We start from the raw sequence: 23,034 nt of genomic DNA, 5'->3' as shown, positions 1-23,034 counted from the left end.
TAATGGTTGCGGCCGGATGAATTGTGGCCGAACATTTCTATTTGTGACGGATTTCGAGACGGATGTGCTCGTGCTCGGCGGTGGTCCCGCCGGGAACTGGGCCGCCATCTCCGCCGCCGCCGCGGGCGCTCGGGTTGCGCTCGTCGACAAGAGCCGCTGTGCCGCGAGCGGGCCGACCGCCGCCGGGACGACTTCGCTGTGGAATATCCCGCCGGGCGCGGCGCGGGATGAGGCGATGCGCCGCACATACGCGCACGGCGGCGGACTCGCCGAACCGGAGTGGATGCTGCGGGTGCTCGACGAGACGCACCGGCGGGTCGAACAGTTGGTGGCCTGGGGTTATCGGTTTCCCGGTGCGGCCAGCGGTGCCACGTCGTTGCGCGTATGCCTGGACGGCGCGGGCTATCTGCTCCGGTTGCGCCGCAGCCTGCTCGAAGCCGGGGTGCGCATTCTCGATCATCATCCCGCGCTGCAACTGCTCGTCGATCGCGACGGCGTGGTCGCCGGTGCGGTCGGTATGCAGCGCCGCAACAGCTTTCGGCCATGGACCATCCGGGCCGGGGCCGTCGTCGTCGCCACCGGCGGCTGCGCCTTCCTCTCCGGCGGTGCTGGCACCGATGTGGATACCGGCGACGGACTGCTGCTGGCCGCCGAGGCGGGTGCGCAACTGTCGGGTATGGAATTCTCCAGCGGCTACGGTCTCGCACCGGTGGTCTCCCGCGACAGTGCCTTCGCTCCCGGGCTGGCATTGCATTTCGCGACGCTCTACGACGAATCCGGCACGCAGATCACCGGGCATCGCGCCGCGGCATTCAACGCGATCGCGGACGGTCGCCGGATCTACGCGGCCTTGGACGATGTGCCGTACCCGGTCCGGCGCTGGCTGTCCAGACAGGGAGTGATCGACCACACCCGCCGGGTGCCGTTACGTGCGGTGCTCGAGGGCACAGTCCGTGGGACCGGTGGATTGTGCATCGCCGGGACGGACTGCGCGACCACGGTGAGCGGACTCTACGCCGCGGGCGATGTGCTGACGCGCGAGCCGATTACCGGCGCGGTCAGCGGCTTCGGCGGTCAGGGCGGAGCATGGGCCATCGCCTCAGGGGTATGGGCAGGGAGGGGCGCTGCGCGATTCGCGCGCGGGCGCGGCGTGGTCGGTCCGGTGCGCGAGGTGGCCGGTGCGGGACTGAACCCGGTGGCTCGCATCGATCCGCGCGCGGTGGTCGGGCTGGTCCAAGAGCACACCTTGCCATTACGGCGCAGCTACTGGCGCAGCGCCGGGAGTTTGCGCGACAGCATCGGCGAACTCGATGCCATGTGGCCGGGCGCCGAATTCGACCTCGGCGGCTTCGGGGCGGACCGGTTGCGGGCCAGACAGGCGGCGGCGCTGCTGGCGGTGGCGCGCTGGACCAAATACAGTGCGCTCGCGCGCACGGAGAGCCGGGGCATGCACCGACGCACCGATCATCCTGGCCCAGCGACCGATTGGCGGGTGCGGCTGACCTGCGGCGGACTCGAAACGGTGTGGATAGACGCGGCCGCACGGCAGACAGTTGCGGATACGATGCTCGCGCCGGAGCTCACCGCGGCAGATCCGCTGCCGATGTGACAGCTCACCGGATACCGCTGCCGAACTGCGAGTTTCTGCTTACCCCCTGGTAATTCCCGCGCCCTACCCTCGAAAGATGACGCTGGACCGGGATACGACACGCCGGTTTGGCAATGCGTCCGCTCGGCTGGCAGAATGTTCCGGATTCCCGCCTACGCCACCGCCGGGTTCGGGAACAACGGCGATCACCGCCTCGCGACGCACCGTCGCGACCCGAGGATCCCCCCGCATTTCTACACGGACACACCCGTCCGGCTCTCGCTCTGCGGATCAGTGCCGCGCCACGTTTGGATATCGGATCGTCGGATTTCCGACGATTTTTTACGACACGAAACGTCCCGGTCAGCGCACTCGATGAGCGTGTGAAATACCTAATACCCATTACCCGGCGGTAACCCGTTCCCCGGCTTGTCCGACCCGATCAGGAGTGAAATCGTGTCACCTGTGACTGACGCAGCGAATGCCACCGCAAGCCTTTCAGAAATCACCCAAGAAGAAATTTTCGCGGGCCACCTAGGCGGCAAGCTCTCGGTCGAACTCACCGCACCGCTGGAGACCCAACGCGACCTTTCCATCGCCTACACCCCTGGTGTCGCGAAGGTCAGCCTGGCCATCGCGGAGGATGCGGCGCTGTGCAAGCGCTACACCTGGACCGACCGGCTCGTCGTGGTGGTCAGTGACGGCACCGCGGTCCTCGGTCTCGGCGACATCGGTCCGCGTGGCTCGCTGCCCGTGATGGAGGGCAAGGCGGCGCTGTTCAAGAAGTTCGCCGGACTGAACTCGATCCCGATCGTCCTGGACACCAAGGACGTCGACGAGATCGTGGAGACCATCATCCGGCTGCGCCCGAGCTTCGGTGCGGTGAACCTGGAGGACATCTCGGCGCCGCGCTGCTTCGAGATCGAGCAGCGGCTCATCGAGGCCCTGGATTGCCCGGTCATGCACGACGACCAGCACGGCACCGCCATCGTGGTACTCGCCGCCCTCAACGGCGCGGCCAAAGTGCAGGATCGTGCCATCGATGACATGAAGGTCGTGGTGTCCGGCGCCGGTGCGGCCGGTGTGGCGTGCACGAATATCCTGCTCGCCGCGGGCGTCAAGGATGTGGTCGTGCTCGATTCGAAGGGCATCGTCAACATCGAGCGCGGCGATCTCAATGCGGTGAAGGCAGAACTGGCGCAGCGCACCAACCCGCGCGGGCTCGCCGGTGGTGCGGCCGAGGCGCTGGCCGGTGCCGATGTGTTCCTCGGACTCTCCGCGGGCACCATCGCCGAGGAACTGATCGCCTCGATGGCGCCGGAGTCGATCGTGTTCGCGATGTCGAACCCGAACCCGGAGATCCACCCCGAGGTCGCGCACAAGTACGCCGCGATCGTGGCCACCGGACGCAGCGACTTCCCGAACCAGATCAACAATGTCCTCGCGTTCCCCGGCGTCTTCAAGGGTGCGCTGGACGCGGGCGCGCGCCGCATCACCGAGGGCATGAAAATCGCCGCCGCCGATGCCATCCTCAGCGTGGTCGCCGATGAGATCGCCCCGGACAAGATCGTGCCTAGCCCGCTCGACCCGCGGGTCGCTCCGGCCGTGGCCGAGGCCGTGGCCGCCGCCGCTCGCGCGGAGGGCGTCGCGTAATTCGACCCGAAAATACGGGGCTGCTCACCGGGGTGAGCAGCCCCGTATTGCGTGCTGCGGCTGAATCAGTGCGGAACGAAGACCGCCGAAACGAATTCCGCGATTTCGGCATCGCTGAGGTTCTTGGCGATATCGGATTCGCAGATCATGCCGACGAGTCGCTTCTTGTCGTCGATCACCGGCAGTCGTTTGATCCGGTCGTGCTCCATCATGTCCAGCACTTGGCGCACATCGGCATCGGCCGATATCCAGCGCGGGGTGCCCTCGGCCAGATCCCCGGCCCGGACCTTGCTCGGATCATGGCCCATCGCAATGCATTTCACGACGATGTCGCGATCAGTCAGCATGCCGACGAGACGGTCGTCGCTGCCGATCGGCAATGCGCCGATATCCAGCCTGCGCATCATCTGCGCGGCCCGATCCAGCGTTTCGTCGGCGGGGATCCACTCCGCGTTTTCGTGCATGATGTCGCGCGCCTTCATAGAGCGACTGTTCACGGTACGCCTCCTGGTCTCGGATGAGTGATCCCGCAGAATTCGACTCCGCGATCGTGGGTCGAGCATCCGCGAAGCAAACTTCTGCGGCCACGTCACATCGTGACCCATGTCACATCATTGGTCAATGCCTGGACGGTCAGCGAAGGCGAGCCGTCATCGGCGCGACGCCGTCGCCGGTGAGCAGGTCCATTGCCGCCGTGCGGCCGGTAACCAGGAGTAATAGCGCGGTGATCGGGCCGAGAATCTCGGGTCCGCCGCCGTGGCTCCAGTCGACGTCGGAGGCGACCAAGCGGACTCCGTCGATGCGGTGTTTATCCCACACCGGCCATCCGATGGTTACCGCACGGGCGGCCGCTGCGGCCGCGGCCGCTGGTGCGCTCCCCGGGTTCGGACCTCGCCTAGGATTGGTCAGATAGACTTATCAATGTAGTAAGATAATCTGACCAATGTCAAGGAGCGGGATGGCCGACGGCGAGATGAATGTGGGCCTGCTGATGTTCATTGCCTACCGATCGATGGAGGACCGGATCTTCGCCGACTTGGCCGAGTCCGGATACGACGACGTCACCGTTGCCCAGGGACGGCTCGCGGCGCGCATCGGCGCCGATGGCAGCCGCCTGACCGAGTTGGCCGAGCAGGCCCAGGTCACCAAGCAAACCGCCGGATTCCTGGTCGATCAGCTCGAACGCGCTGGATATGTGCGGCGGGTACCGGACCCGAGCGACGGTCGAGCTCGGTTGGTGGTGCTGTCCGAACGTGGGGTGAAGATGGCGGCGTACGCCAACTCCGTCGCCGACCGGATCGAGGCCGAGTGGGCGACGCACCTCGGTGCGCAGCGCATGCGGCAGCTGCGCGACATCATGGCCCGGCTGCGCGAGATCACCGATCCCTATGCCTGAGAGCTCGAGGTCTGCTGGATTCCGGCGGCGGTGACGGGCAGCCGAGAGCTGCGGCGCAGGCGGCCCGTGCCGGGGACGCTGGCCCAGACCGCGAAAGCCAGCAGGCCGTCCATGACCATGGCGAGGACCGCGACCAGCAGTGCACCCACGAGGACGCGGTCGTAGCGGTAGATGGCGATGCCGTCGAAGATGTAGCGGCCGAGACCGCCCAGGTTGACGAAGGCGGCGATGGTGGCGGTGGCGATGACCTGCAGGGTGGCTCCACGCAGGCCGGTGAGCAGGATCGGCAGCGCGTTGGGCACCTCTACGCGGAACAGGATCTGGCGCTCGGTCATGCCCATGGCGCGCGAGGCGTCCACGACATCGGCTGGGACATTGGCGATTCCGGCGTAAGCACCGGCCAGTAGCGGCGGAATCCCGACCGTGACGAGTGCGAGCAGGGGTGGAATCAGGCCGAGTCCGAGGCCGAGCACCAGGAAGGTGAGCAGGCCGAGGGTGGGCAGGGCGCGCATGGCATTGGCGAATCCGACCAGCACCGCGGCACCGCGACGGGTATGTCCGATTACCAGCCCCAGCGGGACCGCGACCGCTGCGGATACCACGACGGTCAGGAAGCTGTACCAGAGGTGCTCGGCGATGCGATGTTGGATACCCGCCGGGCCGGTCCAGTTCGCGCCGTCGGTGAAATAGTGCCAGGCATCGATGAAAAGATTCATGCCGCAGCACCTTTCGCTGTCCTGGCGTCCGCGCGCGTCCACGGGGTCGCCCAGCGTCCGATGACATACACCAAGCGGTCGAAGATCAGGGCCAGCGCGAGCGTCACGATGATGCCGGCGATGATTTCGTCCGGATAGTCGCGCTGATAGCCCTGGGTGAAGAGTTTACCGAGCCCACCGACACCGATCAGCGCGCCGACCGAAACCATGGCGATATTGGTGACCACCACCACGCGCAGGCTGGAGACGAAAACCGGTATGGCCAACGGCATATCGACGGTCACGGTGCGCCGCAGCGAACTGAAGCCCACCGCGTCGGCGGCGTCGATGACGGTGGGTGAGACCGAATCCAGCGCCGTCGGCACGGCGATCACCAGCAATGCGGTCGAATACACGGTGAGCGCGATGATCACGTTCAGCGGAGCGATGGTCGAAATTCCGGCCAGCGGCGGAATGATCACGAACAGGGCCAGCGACGGAATGGTGTACGACAGGCTGGCCACCGTCACCGTGACGCGCCGCAGCCAGGAGATTCGACGCACCAACGCGCCCACTGGAATCGCGATGATCAGCCCGAGCAGTAGCGGCACCAATGCGAGATACAGGTGGGTTCTGGTGTAACCCATGATCTCGGAGAAGTTGTCGATCAGATACTTCATGCGTTTTCGGTTTCGAAGAAATGCCGATTGCGCTCGTCGTCCTCGAGCGTGCGCTGTCCGGCGAGTTGCTCGAGTACCTCGGGAGCCCGGATTCCACCACGGGCCGCACCGGAATCGTCAACGGCAACACCGATTCCCGACGGCGAGGAAATCGCCGCGTCCAGCGCCTGCCGCAGATCGCCGTCGGGCGGAAATAGTGATCCACCTGCGGCGATGCTGTCGTGCAATGCTCGTCCGGCCCGGATGCTCTCCACACCGGTGACATCGATCCAGCCGCGCGGAACACCGGAATCGGTGACCACCAACACCCATTCGCCCCGGTCCAGGCGCAATTCGGCGAGTTCGGGTTCGGTTGCGGTGTGAATATCGTGCAGTATCAAGGTATCCGCGTTGCGGAACGACAGTGCGCGATAGCCGCGATCACGTCCGACGAAGCCCGCTACGAAATCGGTTGCGGGCGCGGCGAGTACGCGCTGAGGTTCGTCGTACTGCTGGAGGACGCCGCCCGGTCCGAATACCGCGATCCGGTCGCCGAGTTTCACCGCCTCATCGATGTCATGGGTGACGAAGACGATGGTTTTGTGCAATTCGGCTTGCAGCCGCAGCATTTCGGCCTGCAACTCCTCGCGCACCACCGGATCGACCGCACTGAACGGTTCGTCCATCAACAGCACCGGCGGGTCGGCGGCCAGCGCCCTGGCCACGCCGACTCGCTGCTGCTGTCCGCCGGAGAGTTGGGCGGGATACCGGTTGGCCAGCGATCGGTCCAACCCGACCCGGTCCAGCACCTCTAGTGCGGCCGCGCGGGCCGCTCGGCGCCGAACCCCTTGCAGCACAGGCACTGTCGCGACGTTGTCGACGACCGTTCGGTGCGGGAGAAGTCCGGCGCTCTGGATCACGTATCCGATACCGAGCCGCAACTCGACCGGATTCACCGTCGAAATGTCCGCGCCGCCAACGGTGATGGTGCCCGAACTGGGCGTGATCATCCGGTTGATCATGCGCATCGAGGTGGTCTTACCGCAACCCGATGGTCCGACGAAGACCGTGAACGAGCCGGATTCGATGCGCAGATCGAGTTCGGAGACGGCATGCGTGCCGTCGGGATAGGTCTTGCTGATACGGCTGAATTCGATATCGGACACGCTGGCTCCTACCCGGTGGGCTTGTTCAACCCCTGGGCGGTAACCCATTGCTGTGCTGCGGCCTTGGGCTCGGTCTTGCTGCTACCGGAGACCGCCTCGTTGAGCTTCAGCAGTTCATCGGTGGTGAGTTTCGCCGAGACAGCATTGAGCGCGGCGAGTGCTTTATCGGTCTTCTTGGCGGAGTTGAACAGCGGCACCACATTCTGGGCGGGGAAGTTGTGCTTCGGATCCTCCAGCACCACCAGATTGTTCTGCGCGATCGCGGGGGAGGTGGTGAAGATATTGGCCGCGGTAACCGTGCCTTCCACCAGCGCGCGCACCGTCGCGGGCCCGCCGCCGTCGGCGATCGGCACGAAGTTGTTGGCGGCGATGTCCAGGTTGTAGTTCTTCTTCAGACCGGGCAGACCGCCTGCGCGCTCCTGGAATTCGGCGGGCGCTCCGAATTTCACCTCGGCCGAATGTGCCGCCAGATCGGCGATGCTGTGCAGGTTCCAGCGCTCTGCGGTGGCCTTGGTGACCACGACCGCGTCCGAGTCCTGGCCCGGGGCCGGGGTGCCGACAGCGAGATCGGAACCCAGCGCCTTGGCGAGTGCGGCGTCGATATCGGTCGAACTGGTCGCGGTGGCGTTCTTGTCCAAGTACTGCAGCAGGTTGCCGTTGTATTCCGGAATTACTGAGATCGCGCACTGGCGCAGTGCCGGGATATAGGCCTCCCGGCTACCGATATCGAGTTTGGTGTCGACATTGAATCCGTTGACGCGCAACACTTCCGCATAGATGTTCGCGACTGTTTCCGATTCCGGGAAGTTCGCAGAGCCGACGGTCAGCCCGTCACCCTCACAATTGCCCTTGGCCGCAAGCGGGTCGGAGTTACCACAGGCGGACAGGATCATGGCGGCGGCCAGTGCCGCGGCGGCGACGAGAATACGGGCGGCGCGCAGCGTCAGCCGCAGCGCGAACCGCCCGTGCCGCGGGGCATCGGGGTTGATCGTGGTTTTCACTGGAGTCCTTCCGGCATGACGAGCGATCCGAGGAGCCGTGCACGCACGGCCACCCGGTACATTCTGGTTGTTCATATTGCCCGCTGCATGCAGTTCCTGTTCACTACCGAAGGTTGGTGTCGCCGGATGGGGTTGGCCGCGTCGAGGCGGATGCTGGCACGGGTCGTGGTTGTCACGGCCTTCGGGCTGGCGGTTTCCTGCGGAAGTGACAATCCGGGCCCGACGATAGCGGTCGGCGCGGGCGATTCGATGGAATCAAATCTCCTTGCGCAAATCTATGCGGGCGCGTTGGCGCGGACCGGTGCGCGCACCTCGGTCACCGCCGATCTCGGCAGTCGGGCGGACTATCTGGCCGCATTGGACGCGGGCACGGTGACGGTGGTCGGCGACCACAGCGGCGAACTGCTCACTTTCCTGAATCCCGGTGCGCGAGCGCTCGAGCCCGAGGTGACGACCGATGTGGCGGACACGTCCGCACCGGTTCGGCTGTCGGTAACCGAGGAGTTGAACCGGTCGCTACCGGAGGGGCTCGCGGTCTCCGATCCGGCCGACGGCACGGATATGCGGGCTCGGGTGCTGCTGACCGAAGCCGCGGGCAAGGACGTCCGGTCGCTCGGCGCTCTCGCACCCCGGTGCGGCGGAATCCAGGCCGGGGTGGCACCGGTACCCGGTGCGGTGCAAACGACGGGCCCCGTGCGGATTTCCGGTTGTGACTTCGCTGCTATCAGGCCCTATCCCGATGCGACGGCGCTGCGAAAGGCATTGCTGGACGGCGAAATCCAGGCCGGAATCCTGGCCGGGCCGCCCGCGCTGGTCCTTGGTGCGACCGATGGGCTGACCGTCCTCGCCGATAACGACTACGCGGTGCGGGCCGAGAACGTGCTCGCGGTGTATCGCAAGGGTCTGCTCGACGATCGGCAGATCAAGAAGCTGAACTACGTCTCGGGTGAGCTCACCACAGATGACTTGGCGGAGATGATCCGCAAGGTCGGCGAAGGTGCCGCTGCCACGGAGGTGGCACGCACCTGGTTGGACAACCACGCGCTCTAGAAAGTCCCTGGTCACGACGGCCCGAGCGGTTCGCGCTCGGGCCGTTTGCTATGTCGCCGATCACAATTCCGCGCGACGTCACCGTCTTGCGAGTGGCGTGTTCCACGCCGTATATTCCATGTGGAGTATTTGATGTGGAGTATGTCGGTGGCCGCAGCTACCGTGCTCCCGGGGATTCGATCTCGCATCCGCGAGTGTTGTGCAGGAGGTGATCGAAATGGGGCAGCACGCGCGCCCAGGGGTGACGCCATTGGCGATCGCCGTGCTCGCGCTGCTCGAAGAGCGGCCAATGCATCCTTACGAGGCGTATCAGCTGCTGATCGCGCGCCGGGAGGACATGCTGGTGAAGCTACGGCCGGGCTCGCTCTATCACACGGTGACGCGGTTGGCCGACCAAGGATTGGTACGGGCCGAGGGGGTCGACCGGGACGGGAATCGGCCGGAGCGCACCACCTACCGGATCACCGAAAGTGGCCGGGAAACATTGCGTTCCCGAATCGCCGAGATCCTGCGCAATCCCGGGCGCGAGTACCCGATGTTCCCGGTCGCGCTCAACGAGGCGCACAACCTGCCAGCGCCGGACGTGCTCGCGCTATTGCGAGAGCGGGTAGAGCGGTTGGCGCAGGACCTCGCCGACGTCGAGATGATGAGCCGGTGGGCGGGGATGCACGCCGTGCCGCGTCGCTACTGGCTCGTGCTCCCGTATCTGCAGGCCACCATCGCGGCCGAAATCGCGTGGGTCCAGAACCTCATCACCGAACTCGACAGCGGCGAAATGGAGTGGGACGAATTCGACCCGGCCACCGGCGTTCGCATAACCGAACATCAGCACCCCTGGTCCAACCAGGACCGGTCCGAACCACCCCCGGTGCCGCGCCGCTGGAACGAAACCAGCGCGTCACCGCCCTGATGAGTACCGGCGCACGGCCTCCGGTACAGACATCCGAGATAGGAACCAAATCCATGACCACTCAACGCAATCCGTGGCTGGCGCTGTTCGCGCTGGTCGTCGGCTTCTTCATGATTCTGCTGGATATGACGATCGTCGCGGTCGCCAATCCGGCGATCATGACGGATCTGCAAGCCGACATCTCCCAGGTCATCTGGGTGACCAGCGCGTATCTGCTGACATATGCGGTGCCGCTGCTGGTCACCGGTCGGCTCGGTGATCGTTACGGGCCCAAGAATCTGTACCTGGTCGGTCTGGCCGTGTTCACCGCCGCCTCGCTGTGGTGCGGTCTGTCCGGATCGATCACCATGCTGATCGCCGCGCGGGCCGTACAGGGGCTCGGCGCCGCGCTGATGACGCCGCAGACCATGGCGGTGATCACCAGGACCTTCCCGCCGGATAAGCGCGGTGCGGCCATGGGTCTGTGGGGCGGTGTCGCCGGTCTCGCCACGCTGGTCGGTCCCATCCTCGGCGGTGTGCTGGTCGACGGGCTCGGCTGGGAGTGGATCTTCATCGTCAATGTGCCGGTCGGCATCGTCGCCTTCGCGCTCGCGGTCTGGTTGGTTCCGGCACTGCCGACGAATGAGCACAAGTTCGATATTCCGGGTGTCGTGCTCAGCGGAATCGGAGTGTTCCTGCTGGTCTTCGGTATCCAGGAGGGCAATACCTACGACTGGTCGCTGCGCATCTGGCTGATGATCGGCGCGGGTGTCGTCGTGCTCGCGGTGTTCCTGGTGAATCAGTCGCGCAATACCGGTGAGCCGCTGCTGCCGTTGGGACTTTTCCGTGAGCGCAACTTCGCGCTGTCGAATGTGGGTATCGCGGCCATGGGTGCCGCGGTCACCTCGTTCATGGTGCCGTCGTACTTCTACCTGCAGGCGGTGCGAGAGATGTCACCGACCAAGTCCGCCTTGGTATTCGCACCGATGGCGATCGTCACCGGCGTTTTCGCACCGATCGTCGGCAAGGTCTCCGACAAACTGCACCCGCGTCTCGTGCCGACCATCGGCTTCATCGGATTCTCGGTGTCGATCTTCTGGTTCTCGGCACTGATGACGCCGGATTCCGCGCTGGTGTGGTTCCTGCTCTCGGCCGCGCTGGCGGGTTTCGCCAACGCTTGCATCTGGGCGCCACTGGCTTCCACCGCTACGCACAACCTGCCGATCCAGCAGGCCGGTGCGGGCGCCGGCGTCTACAACACCACCCGCCAAGTGGGCTCGGTCCTCGGTAGCGCCGTGATCAGCGCCCTGGTCGCGGCCCGCATGAGCGCCAATGGCCTCGGCGGTGGCAAGATCTCCGAAGGCGGTGCGGGCCAAGGCCCCATCCCCGAATTCGTCAAGGATGCCTTCAGTACCGCCCTCGGCCAAGCCGTCCTGCTTCCCGCGGGCATCCTGGTGGTCGGCGTAATCGCCTCGGCCCTGTTCATCCGCCACGGCCAATCCGCCGTATCCGGCCCGAAGACCGACCTGGCCAAGGCCGACACCGTCGGCGTCTGAGTCGTCGGTAGTGCGCCCTGCGGCCGATCAGTCCGCAGGGCGCATTGCGCTCGTGCTGGTGGCGCGCAGTCGAAGTGATCGGACTCAGCCGACGGTGACAGTGGTCGAAGGGTAGCCGGTGGCGCCGTCGGGAACTACCGAGGCGCGGGCTTCGGTTTGGGTTTCGCCGGTGCCGTCGGTGGCGCGGGCGCGGATGGTGTGCGAGCCGGGGGTGGCATTCCAGTCGTAGACCCATTGACGCCAGGTGTCGATGGATTGTTCGGTGGACAGACGGGCGGGTTGCCATGGCCCGTTGTCGATTTGGACTTCGACGGCTCGGATGCCCCGATGTTGAGCCCAGGTGACGCCGGCAATGGCGGTGCTGCCCGGTTGCAGTTTGGCGCGGGCACGCGGGGTGTCGATGCGGGTGCCGGTTTTGATGGGGCCGTAGGCGGACCAGCCGCGGCGGGTCCAGTAGGCGGTGGCGCGGTCGAAGCGGGTGATCTCCAGTTCGGTCACCCATTTGGTGGCGGAGACGTATCCGTAGAGGCCGGGAACCACCAGGCGGGCCGGATAGCCGTGTGCGACGGGAAGGGGTTCGCCGTTCATACCGACGGCGAGCAGCGCATCGCGGCCGTCGGTGAGTACGGCAAGCGGGCTGCCCGCGGTGAAACCGTCGATGCTGTGCGAAAGGACCATATCGGCGTCCGGATGCGGGCCGGCCTCGGCGAGCAGTTCGTCCAAGCGGTAGCCGCGCCAGCTTGCATTGCCGATCAGATCGCCGCCGACCGGATTCGAAACGCAGGCGAGCGTCACCAGCTTCTCGACCGGCGCGCGTTTGGCGAGATCGTCCCAGCTGAGCTGGATTTCGCGATCGACCATTCCGTGGATGCGCAAGGACCAATCGTCAACTGATACCTGTGGGAGGATCAGGGCGGTGTCGATCCGATAGAAGTCGCTATTGGACGTCAGGTACGGTGTCAGCCCCGGCAATTTCAAATCCGCGTCGGGTGCGAGCGCCACCGTCGGTCCACTCGGTTCCGGCAGCTGAATCGCTGCCCGCTCCCCAGAGACATCGCGCCGCCGCGCTCCGATCAGGCGACCGCCCACTCCGCTGAGCAGCGCCAGTCCACCCGCGACCGCGATGCCCCGCAATACCTGTCGTCGCTGAGGACCCCCAGCCGAATCCGCCGCGTCGACCACAGGTTCGCTCTCGGTCGCCGAGATAGAACTGGCCGGGGGAACCACCGGCGCCGCCTCCGTAGCGCTCGCCTGTGGAACCCGGGCGCGACCTGCTGTTTGCCCGCCAGCACCTCGAGCCTGCTCAGCCGACGTTTCCGGCGCCGACGCTGCGGTGTTGCCTGGCGCAGCGGTGCTGCTCGACGCTTGTTCGTCCGCGGAAGCAGAACCGGTTGCGGGTATCTCCGGCGCGCCTTGCTCGGACGAGGCGCGGTGGCCAGCGGGAGTTTCCGATGACGATGCTGTCCCGCTGCCAACCGCTTGCTCACCGGGTGTGGTCGTTCTCGGCGCGGCCGATATGCTGGGGTCGGCCTCGGTGGCAGCGGTTTTCGGCGTTTCGGACCCGACTGAACTCGGGGTCGCGGTCTGACGCCGACTCGCTGTGTCCTCGCCGGATGCGGTGTGGACTGGCCCGGGAGTCGGCGCGGCCGCGACCGCATCGTCTATTCGGGATGTTAGGGCGCGCAGGGCGTAAATGCCTGCGGCGACGCCGATTACGGTCGGCCAGGCGGCGGACAATCCGGCGCGTCCGAAGACGATGGCCGCGGTGAGTAGACCGAGAGCGCCCAGCAGCCACGATCCGCGAGGGCGGTCGGTTCGTTCGATGACTCCGATGAATCCGGCGACCAGCACCGCCACGAGCGCCATGCAGACGAACAACAGGGTCTTGTCATTGGTGCCGAAGGTTTGGATGACCCATTCGCGCACGCCGTCCGGCGTGTGGTCGATGACGGTCGAGCCGAGTGCGTTCGGGGGAGCGCTGTCGGGGCCGATGAAGGCGGCAACCAACTCGGCGACGCCGAGTGCCAGACCGGCGGCGACAATGCCCGCCGCCACCCGAAAGCGCAGTTCAGCCATGGTCCGAGCCTACTGCCGGGTGCGCTCGGGGAGTATGACCATTCGGTGACGTGCACGTCAGTCCACGCACTTGTGCCGCCGGTAGTAGCGGGCGACGCGGACCCGGTTTCCGCAGCGTTCGGCCGAGCACCAGCGACGGCGCGGGTGAGCGGGCAGGAACAGCAGAACGCAGTCGTCGGCCTCGCAGCGCTTCAACTTGCCGATCGACGGATCGGCGAGCAGGTCGGCGGCGGCTTCGGCCAAGACTGCGGCCAGCCTCTCGGCGACCGTGCCATCGCGGCGCTGGATCGCGATCACCGCATCGCCACCCCATTCCAGCTGTCGGATCGCTGGTGCGGCGGCCTGCGCGGCATTGAGTCCGCGCAATGCATCGGCGGGCGGGCGGCGATCGTGCAGCCGTGCGTCCAGGGCGGCGCTGATCTGGTCGCGCACCGCATGAACGGCAGCCAGGTCGGCGGAAGTGGGACGTGCGACCGCCAGCTCCGGAAACCGCGCGGCCTGCAGCGCAAGCCAATTCGCCAGGTCATCCGGGGTCGCCAGCAGATCGACACCGGTCGGCCGGGTATTGACCAGGTCCAATGCCAGCGGCTCGCCGATCAGCGGAGCTTCATTCATGAAGCTAATGGTACATCGAACAGTTGACACATTAGAAGGTCGTCAGCTAGAACTAATGCAACATCGCAGATAGAAAGCATGTGAGCGCATGATCGAGCTGCCAGTCATCCAGTACCGCCACATCGATGTCGATGGCGTCGAGGTCCACTACCGCGAATCGGTCCCCAACACTGCGGGCGCGCCGGTGTTATTGCTGCTGCACGGTTTTCCGTCGGCATCGCACCAGTTCCGCAGGCTGTTCGATGTGCTCGGCGCGCAGTACCGATTGATCGCCCCGGACTATCCGGGCTTCGGAAACACCGCCGCAGCACCTGATTTCGACTACTCCTTCGACCGACTGGCCGATGTGGTCGAAGGTTTTGTAGCGCAGCTCGGACTGCGTGAATTCACCATGTATGTCTTCGACTTCGGCGCTCCGGTCGGCTTCCGCGTCGCGGCGCGCCACCCTGAATGGATCAATGGCCTCATCGTTCAGAACGGCAATGCCTACGAGGCCGGGCTATCGGAACTCGCTCGCGACTTCACCGCGCTGTGTCCCGAGGACGAAGGAGCCGAAGACACCATTCGCGGCCTGCTCACCTTGGAAGGCACTCGCGGTCAGTACGAGCACGGCGTCCCCGATCCGACCGTGCTCAGCCCAGAATCGTGGATCCTCGATCAGTACTTCCTCGACCTGCCCGGCCGCAAGCAGGCCCAGGTAGCCCTCGCCTTCGACTACAAGTCGAATGTCGCCGCCTACCCCGAATGGCAGCAGTGGCTGCGCAAGTACACGCCGCGCACCCTCATCGTCTGGGGCGCGAACGACCCCTTCTTTCCGGAGCCCGGCGCGCACGCCTACCTCGCCGATCTCCCCGACGCCGAACTGCACGTCTTCGATACGGGCCACTTCGCGTTGGAGACGCACCTTGCCGAGATCGCGCCGTTGATCGCCGAGTTTCTGGATGCTCGCACTGTGCGGCAGTGAGTGACCTCAGCGCCCACTTTGCCGAATCCGCAAGCTCCCGCGAAATTGGGCAAAGAGTGGGCGCTCAGACTAGTGATCGGCCGAAAGCAAAGGCGCCGTCCGCAACTCGCGGACGGCGCCTTTGCTTTCGGCGTCAGCTGTAGATCTTCTCCACCTCGGACGCGTACTGCTTCATCACCACGGCCCGCTTCAGCGACATCTTCGGCGTCAGCTCGCCGGTCTCCTGGGTCCAGTCGACGGACAGAATGCGGATCTTCTTGATCGCCTCGGCATGCGAGACCTTCTTATTGGTCTCCGCGACCGCCGCATTGATCTCCGCGACCAGCGCCGGATTCTCGATCACCTGCTCGATCGGGGTCTCGACGGGCAAGTTGTTGCGTTCCTTCCAGCCCGGCAGCGCCTCCGGATCGAGGGTGACCAGCGCGCCGACGAAGGGCTGTCCGTCGCCGACCACCATGACCTGGCTGATCAGCGGGTGTGCCCGCAGCGAATCCTCCATCAGACCCGGGGAGACGTTCTTACCGCCCGCGGTGACGATGATTTCCTTCTTGCGGCCGGTAATGGTGACGTACCCGTCGCCATCGATGGCGCCCAGGTCGCCGGTCTTGAACCAGCCGTCGGTGAACGCGTCCTCGGTGGCCTCGGCATTGCCCCAGTAACCGTTGAAGACAACCGATCCGCGCAGCAGCAGTTCGCCGTCCTCAGCGATCTTGACCGCATGGCCCTCGATCGGCTTGCCGACGCTGCCGACGCGAATATTGCCGGGGGTGTTCACGGTGACGGCCGCGGTGGTCTCGGTGAGGCCGTAACCCTCGTAGATGGTGACGCCGACGCCGCGGAAGAAGTGGCCGAGGCGCGCGCCCAGCGGTCCGCCGCCGGAGACCGCGGCCTCACACTGACCGCCGAGCGCGACCCGCAGTTTGCTGTAGACGAGCTTGTCGAAAACCGTGTGCTTGAGCTCGAGCACCAGGCCGGGCCCACCGTTGTCGAGGGCCTGGCTGTAGGCGATCGCGGTCTCGGCGGCCGCGTCGAAGATCTTGCCCTTGCCACCGTCGTGCGCCTTCTGCTTGGCGCTGTTGAACACCTTCTCGAATACGCGTGGCACCGCGAGGATGAAATGCGGACGGTAGCTGCCGAACTGTTCGACCAGGGTGGACCAGTCGGCGGTGAACGCGACGATCACCTTGGCATCGAAGGCGGCCAGCGTGACCGCACGCGCGAAGACATGGGCCAGCGGCAGGAACATCAGCGTCTTCTTGCCCTCGGCAACGTACCTGTTCAGCGCGATCCGGTCGGACTTCGACTCCGCGTACAGATTCGAATGCGAGAGCATGACGCCCTTGGGGCGGCCGGTGGTGCCCGAGGTGTAGATCAGGGTGGCCGGGGACTTGGCATTGACCTCGGCGCGGCGCGCGTGCACCGACGCGTCGTCGAGGTCGGCGCCACGCGCGATCAGCTCGTCGACCGCGCCCTTGTCGATCTGCAAGGTCTCCTTCAGATCCGGCAGCGTGCCCGCCTCGATCTCATCGATGACCTTGCGGTGCTTATCGCTGTCGACCACCAGCAGTTTGGTGGCCGAGTCCTGCAGGATCCACTTGGCCTGTTCGGCGGCCGAGCTGTCGTAGATGGCGACGGTGCAACCGCCGGCGGCCCAGATGGCGAAGTCGAGCAGCACCCATTCGTAGCGGGTCGGGGCCATGATGGCGACGCGGTCGCCGATCTCGAGACCGGAGGCGATGAGGCCCTTGGCCACACCGGTGACCGTCTCGGCGAATTCCGCGGCCTTGATTTCCCGCCATCCGCCACCGGCTTGGGTGACGTTGAACAGCACCGCGCCCGGCGACTGCTCGGCATGCCGGAAGACGTTATCGGAATTGTTCGCGTCTTCCGGGATGGTGTAGGAAGCCGGGACTTCGAACTCTCGCATCAGTGCCCTTCCACGTGGGTTTACTCGCCAGTAATCTACGACACCTGTGACCGGGACGTCAGCTCGGCCTGCTCACAGATCTATCCTAAGTCGCGGATCGAGACCGGTTGAACGGCTTTTCGCAGGAAATCTGCCAGTTCGGTCAGTGCGGCGGCCGCGGGACCCACGAGCGCGGCCTGTAGCTGTGCGACGTGCCATAGCCCCTTGCTCTCAGTAAAGCTGGCGTGTACGCCCGCCGCCCGCAGTGCCGTCACGAATTCGACACATTGCGAATGCAGCAGCTCGCTGACATCGACCTGGACGAAGGTCGGCGGCAAACCCCGCAGTTCACCGTGCAGCGGTGCGTACCCGGCGTCTTTGCCGTCCCCGTCGCCGAGATAGGCCGCGGCGCACGCGCGCGACCATGCTCGATTGATCACCAGATCGCGGAACTTGTCCGGTGTCTGATTCGGGTCGACCCATGGTGCGATCAAGCCGAGCGCCGCCGGGGTATAGCCGTGTTCGGCGATGAGCCGCTGTGCGGTGGCGAGCGACAGCCCGCCGCCCGCCGAATCGCCCGACAGCGCGATCTGTTCCGGTCGATAGCCGATATTGCCGACCAATTCCATGAAGGCCGCTTCGGCATCTTCGAGTCCGGCCGGGAATGGGTGCTCCGGCGCGAGTCGGTAGTCGAGAACGTAGACGGTGCAACCGGTTTCGTGCGCCAGCCGGGCGGCCAGCGAGCGATGCGTCGCCAGCGACCCGACCGCATAGCCGCCGCCGTGCAGGTAGAGCACAGCGCCCGCGTTCAGGTTCGGCCTGGCCGAGCCGGCCGTGATTCGTTCCGCGGGTCGGCCGCCGAGCCGCAGCCGGTGCACGGTCGTGCCCGATGGCAGGAACTGTGCGCGCGAACCGATATCGAGCAGCAGCCGCTGCATCTGCCAGGGCAGCCGTGCGTTCAGCGAGACCCGGAAGATCGGACCGAGCAGCGCCCGCGCGACGGGTAGCGGAAGGTTGATGTCACGCATGGGTTTCCTCGCGCGGTTCAGGGTAGGAAGGGGCGGTTCACCGCGGCGGCGATGCGCTGGTAACCGGAGGCGGTGACCCGGACGAACAGGTCGAGCACCTTGGCTTCCCAACCGATCAGCACGCGGCCGTGCCCCTTGCGGACACCTTCGGTAATGGTCTGCGCGGCCATTTCCGGTGTGTGAATGGCCAACTTCTTGTCGAAAAGCGATGCGGTGCGCTCGCTGTCGATGCCCTCGGCATAGGTGGCATTGCGGGCGACGGCGGTCTTGATGCCGCCGGGATGCACACAGGTCACCTTGACCGGATGCTTGGCGACCAGCATCTCCTGCCGCAGCGATTCGGTGAATCCGCGCACCGCGAATTTAGCCGCGTTATAAGCACTCTGGCCCGGGACGGCGATCAGGCCGAAAAGGCTGGAGACATTGATGACGTGGCCGTCGCCGGATTCGATCAGCAGCGGCAGGAAGGCCTTGGTGCCATTGACGACACCCCAGAAGTCGACGTCCATGATGCGCTCGATGTCCTTGAACTCCGAGCGGATGACCTCGCCGTGGTAGGCGATGCCCGCATTGTTGTAGATCTGGTGCACCTTGCCGAAGTGCGCCTGCACGGCGTCGGCATACAGCAGCACCGCTGCGCGCTCGGCAACATTGAGCCGGTCGGATTTGATCTCGGCCCCGTACGCTTCGCAGCGGCGCACTGTCTCGGCCAGGCCGTCGGTATCGATATCGGAGAGCGCGAGTTTGGCACCGCGCCTGGCGAGATTCTCCGCGAGCGCGCGGCCGATGCCGGAACCCGCCCCAGTGATCACACAGACCTTGCCCTTGAAGTAAGCATCATCGCTCACTGTCCTGCCACCACTTTCAGTTCGTTACGGGAACTTTCGACGCTAGTTGTCTCATAGGCGGAGACGTCGAAATTCTTTGTAATCCTGCGGAATTCAAAGGTGAAGTCCGGCCAGAGCGTGGTGTTGTTGCCGTGCTTGTCCAGGTACCAGCTGGCACAGCCTCCGGTATTCCACACGCTCTTGACCAGTTTGCCCTGCAGATCCTCGTTGTAGGAGTCCTGCACCGCGCGCTTCACCTCGACGGTGCGCAGGCCGAGGCGGTCGACGGTGGCCAGGGCGTCGGCGATGTAGTTGATCTGCGATTCGATCATGTACACCATCGAGGTGTGGCCCAGGCCGACATTCGGGCCGAGCAGGAAGAACATATTGGGGAAGTTGGCGACGGCCGAACCCTTGTAGCCCTGCTGGCCGATCTCGTCGAACACCTCCGCCAGCGTACGACCGTCCTTGCCCGAAATAGCGTTGTAGGTCGGCGAATCGGTGACATGGAAGCCGGTCGCGACGATGAGTGCGTCGATTTCGCGCTCGGTGCCGTCTTTGGTGACGATGGAGTTGGCGCGTATCTCGGCGATGCCGTCGGTGACCACGTCCACGTTCGCGCGGCTCAGCGCCGGATAGTAGTCGTTGGAGATCAGCATGCGCTTGCAGCCGATCCGGAAGGCCGGCGTTACCTTCTTGCGCAGCTCCGGATCGCGAATCTCGAGCCGCAGCTTGGCTTTTGCGAGGAGTTCGAAGGCCCGCATCAGTGCCGGAACCTTGGCCAGGCCGACAACCTGGGTTTCGCGCGCGGCGTAGATGGCGGCGCGGGACAGTCGTTGGAAGCCCGGGATGTGTCGGAAGGCGAGACGCTCGGGCAGGGTGTACGGGCGGTCCATGCGGGGGAGCAGCCAGGGTGCGGTGCGCTGGTAGACATCCAGGTGCGCGACCCGCGCGGCGATGGACGGCACGATCTGGATGGCCGAGGCGCCGGTGCCGATGATCGCGACGCGCTTGCCGGTCAGATCGGCGTCGTGGTTCCAGCGGGCGGAGTGGAAGGTCTCGCCCTCGAAACCCTTGATGCCCTTGATATCCGGGAGTGCGGGCTCGCACAGCGCGCCGACCGCGGACACCACGGTATCGGCGGTGAAGCTGCCCCGGGTGGATTCGATATGCCACAGATTGGTGGCATTGTTCCAGCGGGCGGCGGTCACGTCGCAGTTGAACAGGTGCTTGTCGAGCACGTTGTATTCGCGCGCGACGCCCTGGATGTACTGCTGGATCTCGCCCTGCTTGGAGAACGAGCGCGACCAGTCCGGGTTCAGTGCGAACGAGTACGAGTACAGGTGCGACGGCACATCGCAGGCCGCGCCGGGGTAGGTGTTGTCGCGCCAGGTGCCGCCGACATCGCTGCCACGTTCCAGCACGAGGTAATCATTGCGGCCCTGCTTGCTCAACCGGATTGCCAGGCCCAAACCAGCGAAACCGCTACCGATGATGATGGTCTTGACGTGGCGGTTGCCGACAGCTTTGTCTGTAACCTTGCGACTCATATAACCCAGACTACGGTCCTATTGAGCACGAGTCAACAGTATTGACCAGCGTTCAGTAAGATGGCCCCGTGAGTAGTCGAGGCACCATCAAGCGCACCCGGCTCAGCCCGGACGAACGCCGTCTACAACTGATCACCCTGGGCGCGAAGATGCTCGGCGACCGCGCCATCGAAGACATCTCGATCACCGAAATCGCCGGGGAAGCCGGGATCTCCCGCGGCCTGCTCTTCCACTACTTCCCGACCAAGCAGGACTTCCAGCTGGCGATAGTCCGCCACGCCAACGCCGAGCTACTGGAACGCGTCGCCCCCGACCGCACCCTCGGAATCTTCGAGATGTTGCGCGATTCGATCGAGCGCTACATCGACTACGTCGGCGAGAACCGCAATTCCTACGTATCGCTGCTGCGTGGCCCGGCCAGCGTCAGCGCCGAGGTGCTCCCACTCGTCGACCAGACCCGCAACGCCATCATCGACATCATCCTGACCGAAGTGCCTGTCGATATCCCGGACGCCGACCGTCCTCGTCTCATCCTCGCCATGCGCGGCTGGATCGCCTTCGTAGAAGAAACCACCCTCACCTGGCTCCGCCACGAAACCATCACCCGCGAACAGTTGGTCGAGCTCTTGGTCGAATCCCTACTCGCCGTGGCCCTTTCGCTGAACCCCGCGCTTGCTACCGCCATTCGCGGCTGACGAGCACTTCGAGCGGCGGATATCCTGACGTATGGGTCTGTCTCGTCGGCAGCTGTTGAGGATGGGTACGGCTGGATCGGTCGCGGTGTTGGTGGGGACATCGGCGGCCAGCAGTGGGCGGTTTCGGGCGCCGCGGTCGTTGGGGGATCCGTTCACGTTGGGGGTGGCTTCGGGGGATCCGCTGCCGGACGGTGTGGTGCTGTGGACGCGGCTGGCGCCGGATCCGTTGGCGCCGGACGGGCTCGGGGGGATGGCGCAGCATCCGGTGACCGTCGATTATGAGGTTGCCAACGATGAGCGATTCCGGGACGTGGTGGCGCGGGGGAGTGCGGTCGCCACGCGCGAACTCGCACACACCGTGCATCCGGAGATCGGTGGACTCGAGCCGAATCGGTGGTACTTCTATCGATTCCGCGCAGGTTCGGCGATTTCGCCGGTAGGTCGCACCCGAACGGCGCCGGCGTCCGGACAGTCCACTGCGCGAATGCGTTTCGCGTTCGCGTCCTGCCAATCGTGGACCTCCGGCTACTACACCGCCTATGAGCATATGAGCGCCGAAGACCTCGATCTCGTTGTGCACCTCGGGGATTACATCTACGAACGCGGCTGGAACCGTGGTCGCGAGGGCATGTCGGTGCAGCCCTATCTCGCCGCGGAAGCGGTCGACCTCCCCGGCTACCGACTGCGCTACGCCCAGGCCAAGGCCGAACAACCGCTGCGCGCGGCGCACGCGGCCTTCCCATGGTTGGTCACCATGGACGACCACGAGATCGACAACAACTGGTTCGCCGACCACCCCGGCCTCGGCCTCGACATCTACCGCATCCCCGCCCTGTTCCGCCGCCGCAAAGCCGCAGCCTTCCAGGCGATGTACGAACATCAGCCACTGCGCATCGCGGCTCTGCCGTCCGGCCCGACCATGCGCATCCATCGGCGCTACACCTTCGGCGACCTCGCCGAGGTCACCATGCTCGACACCCGCCAATACCGCACCGGCGGAGCCTGCGGTAACGGCAATGTCGGCGACGCCTGCCCCGGCCGACTCTCCCCCGATCGCTCGATACTGGGTGCACCGCAACGAGATTGGCTGCTCGAAGGCCTCGCCCGATCCACCGCGCGCTGGCAGATCCTCGGCAACCAGGTGGCCATGTCCGAATCCGACTACGACCCCGGTCCCGGGACCAATTTCGGCACCGACGCCTGGGACGCCTACGTAGCCGACCGCAACACCGTTCTCGCCACCGCCGCCGCCCGCGATATCCACAATCTCGTCGTCATCACCGGCGACCGCCACCACAACTACGCCGCCGAACTCCGCCCCGACTACACCACCCCCGAATCTCCGGTCGTAGCAGCCGAATTCACCGGCACCTCGATTACCACCGGCGGCGACGGCACCGACATGAACTCCACCGGCCGTAACCTGCTAACCGCCAACCCGGACATGAAATTCTTCAATTCCCAACGCGGATACGTCCGAGTCACCCTGGATCATGCCCTGTGGCGCACCGACTTCCGCGTCGTCCCCTACATCCGCCGCCCCGGCGCCCCGATCCACACCCGCGCGAGTTTCGTTGTGCAAGATCGGATCCCGGGAGTCAGCCCGGCTTCGCACACCGATGCCGATCGCGCGCCCAGCTCTGGAAGCGCCGGAGTTACACCCCGCCCACGATAACGGCGACGAATACTAACCACCCTCCAGCGGCCGCGACTCGACGAC

Annotated in this window: 21 protein-coding genes; 9 read left to right on the top strand and 12 right to left on the bottom strand. The window is 65.4% G+C overall.

Annotated features, from left to right (window positions below; all coding sequences use genetic code 11):
• The first annotated feature begins 43 nt into the window (after nt 1-43).
• Nucleotides 44-1,609 (top strand): FAD-binding protein, encoded by a 1,566-nt coding sequence (locus ACQP2U_RS35190; protein ID WP_433711460.1) that lies wholly within the window; start codon nt 44-46, stop codon nt 1,607-1,609.
• A 435-nt stretch (nt 1,610-2,044) separates the two neighbouring features.
• A complete protein-coding gene (locus ACQP2U_RS35185; protein WP_397035973.1) occupies nt 2,045-3,241 on the top strand; it encodes an NADP-dependent malic enzyme in 1,197 nt (398 codons plus the stop codon).
• Nucleotides 3,242-3,306: 65 nt separating this feature from the next.
• On the opposite strand, the gene ACQP2U_RS35180 is transcribed toward ACQP2U_RS35185, so the two are convergent.
• On the bottom strand, nt 3,307-3,723 hold the full coding sequence (locus ACQP2U_RS35180; RefSeq protein ID WP_397036244.1) for a CBS domain-containing protein: 417 nt from the start codon (nt 3,721-3,723) through the stop codon (nt 3,307-3,309).
• 151 nt (nt 3,724-3,874) lie between these two features.
• Nucleotides 3,875-4,060, bottom strand: coding sequence for a hypothetical protein (locus tag ACQP2U_RS35175; RefSeq protein ID WP_433711459.1), 186 nt, complete (start codon nt 4,058-4,060; stop codon nt 3,875-3,877).
• Nucleotides 4,061-4,199: 139 nt separating this feature from the next.
• Here ACQP2U_RS35175 and ACQP2U_RS35170 point away from each other — a divergent pair, with 139 nt between their 5' ends.
• Nucleotides 4,200-4,637 carry a MarR family winged helix-turn-helix transcriptional regulator gene (locus ACQP2U_RS35170; RefSeq protein ID WP_433711458.1) on the top strand — a complete coding sequence of 146 codons (438 nt, stop codon included), beginning with the start codon at nt 4,200-4,202 and terminating at the stop codon, nt 4,635-4,637.
• Here the strand turns inward: ACQP2U_RS35170 and ACQP2U_RS35165 are convergent.
• From ACQP2U_RS35165 to ACQP2U_RS35150, 4 genes are read right to left on the bottom strand one after another with little or no spacing between them, the layout of a single operon-like run.
• A complete protein-coding gene (locus ACQP2U_RS35165) occupies nt 4,628-5,353 on the bottom strand; it encodes an ABC transporter permease (RefSeq protein ID WP_433711457.1) in 726 nt (241 codons plus the stop codon). The two genes, ACQP2U_RS35170 and ACQP2U_RS35165, sit on opposite strands and share 10 nt — an antisense overlap.
• Entirely contained in the window at nt 5,350-6,012 is a 663-nt protein-coding gene (locus ACQP2U_RS35160) for an ABC transporter permease (RefSeq protein WP_433711456.1), read from the bottom strand. The genes ACQP2U_RS35165 and ACQP2U_RS35160 overlap by 4 nt, the downstream gene beginning before the upstream one ends.
• A complete protein-coding gene (locus ACQP2U_RS35155) occupies nt 6,009-7,157 on the bottom strand; it encodes an ABC transporter ATP-binding protein (RefSeq protein WP_433711455.1) in 1,149 nt (382 codons plus the stop codon). Before ACQP2U_RS35155 ends, ACQP2U_RS35160 begins: the two co-directional genes overlap by 4 nt.
• An 8-nt stretch (nt 7,158-7,165) precedes the next feature.
• Nucleotides 7,166-8,098 (bottom strand): ABC transporter substrate-binding protein, encoded by a 933-nt coding sequence (locus ACQP2U_RS35150; RefSeq protein ID WP_433716683.1) that lies wholly within the window; start codon nt 8,096-8,098, stop codon nt 7,166-7,168.
• A gap of 147 nt (nt 8,099-8,245) precedes the next feature.
• Here ACQP2U_RS35150 and ACQP2U_RS35145 point away from each other — a divergent pair, with 147 nt between their 5' ends.
• From ACQP2U_RS35145 to ACQP2U_RS35135, 3 genes are all read left to right on the top strand, one after another.
• Nucleotides 8,246-9,208: a glycine betaine ABC transporter substrate-binding protein gene (locus tag ACQP2U_RS35145; protein WP_433711454.1), complete on the top strand. Its 963-nt coding sequence runs from the start codon at nt 8,246-8,248 to the stop codon at nt 9,206-9,208.
• A 217-nt stretch (nt 9,209-9,425) separates the two neighbouring features.
• Nucleotides 9,426-10,118: a PadR family transcriptional regulator gene (locus ACQP2U_RS35140; RefSeq protein ID WP_433711453.1), complete on the top strand. Its 693-nt coding sequence runs from the start codon at nt 9,426-9,428 to the stop codon at nt 10,116-10,118.
• A gap of 53 nt (nt 10,119-10,171) precedes the next feature.
• Nucleotides 10,172-11,653 carry a DHA2 family efflux MFS transporter permease subunit gene (locus tag ACQP2U_RS35135; protein ID WP_433711452.1) on the top strand — a complete coding sequence of 494 codons (1,482 nt, stop codon included), beginning with the start codon at nt 10,172-10,174 and terminating at the stop codon, nt 11,651-11,653.
• A gap of 84 nt (nt 11,654-11,737) precedes the next feature.
• Here ACQP2U_RS35135 and ACQP2U_RS35130 read toward each other — a convergent pair whose 3' ends face one another.
• Both ACQP2U_RS35130 and ACQP2U_RS35125 read right to left on the bottom strand, forming a co-directional pair.
• Entirely contained in the window at nt 11,738-13,729 is a 1,992-nt protein-coding gene (locus tag ACQP2U_RS35130; protein WP_433711451.1) for a molybdopterin-dependent oxidoreductase, read from the bottom strand.
• 57 nt (nt 13,730-13,786) lie between these two features.
• Nucleotides 13,787-14,344, bottom strand: coding sequence for a CGNR zinc finger domain-containing protein (locus tag ACQP2U_RS35125; protein WP_433711449.1), 558 nt, complete (start codon nt 14,342-14,344; stop codon nt 13,787-13,789).
• 88 nt (nt 14,345-14,432) lie between these two features.
• Here ACQP2U_RS35125 and ACQP2U_RS35120 point away from each other — a divergent pair, with 88 nt between their 5' ends.
• Nucleotides 14,433-15,308, top strand: coding sequence for an alpha/beta fold hydrolase (locus tag ACQP2U_RS35120; protein WP_433711447.1), 876 nt, complete (start codon nt 14,433-14,435; stop codon nt 15,306-15,308).
• Between the two features lie 133 nt (nt 15,309-15,441).
• Here ACQP2U_RS35120 and ACQP2U_RS35115 read toward each other — a convergent pair whose 3' ends face one another.
• From ACQP2U_RS35115 to ACQP2U_RS35100, 4 genes are all read right to left on the bottom strand, one after another.
• A complete protein-coding gene (locus tag ACQP2U_RS35115) occupies nt 15,442-17,235 on the bottom strand; it encodes an AMP-dependent synthetase/ligase (RefSeq protein WP_433711446.1) in 1,794 nt (597 codons plus the stop codon).
• A gap of 80 nt (nt 17,236-17,315) precedes the next feature.
• Nucleotides 17,316-18,242, bottom strand: a complete 927-nt coding sequence (locus tag ACQP2U_RS35110) for an alpha/beta hydrolase (protein WP_433711445.1) — start codon at nt 18,240-18,242, stop codon at nt 17,316-17,318.
• 17 nt (nt 18,243-18,259) lie between these two features.
• Nucleotides 18,260-19,090 (bottom strand): SDR family NAD(P)-dependent oxidoreductase, encoded by an 831-nt coding sequence (locus tag ACQP2U_RS35105; protein WP_433711444.1) that lies wholly within the window; start codon nt 19,088-19,090, stop codon nt 18,260-18,262.
• Complete coding sequence (locus tag ACQP2U_RS35100) at nt 19,087-20,619, bottom strand: flavin-containing monooxygenase (RefSeq protein WP_433711443.1); 1,533 nt, start codon at nt 20,617-20,619, stop codon at nt 19,087-19,089. Before ACQP2U_RS35100 ends, ACQP2U_RS35105 begins: the two co-directional genes overlap by 4 nt.
• Before the next feature lie 68 nt (nt 20,620-20,687).
• Between ACQP2U_RS35100 and ACQP2U_RS35095 the strand changes: the two genes are divergently transcribed.
• Complete coding sequence (locus ACQP2U_RS35095) at nt 20,688-21,314, top strand: TetR/AcrR family transcriptional regulator (protein ID WP_433711442.1); 627 nt, start codon at nt 20,688-20,690, stop codon at nt 21,312-21,314.
• A gap of 31 nt (nt 21,315-21,345) precedes the next feature.
• Nucleotides 21,346-22,989 carry an alkaline phosphatase D family protein gene (locus ACQP2U_RS35090; protein ID WP_433711440.1) on the top strand — a complete coding sequence of 548 codons (1,644 nt, stop codon included), beginning with the start codon at nt 21,346-21,348 and terminating at the stop codon, nt 22,987-22,989.
• Nucleotides 22,990-23,034: the final 45 nt, after the last annotated feature.

The organism is Nocardia sp. CA-084685 (assembly GCF_050955785.1).
Taxonomy (GTDB): Bacteria; Actinomycetota; Actinomycetes; order Mycobacteriales; family Mycobacteriaceae; genus Nocardia.
The sequence above is the reverse complement of the archived record's forward strand: the minus strand, read 5'-3'. Positions and strand labels throughout refer to the sequence as shown.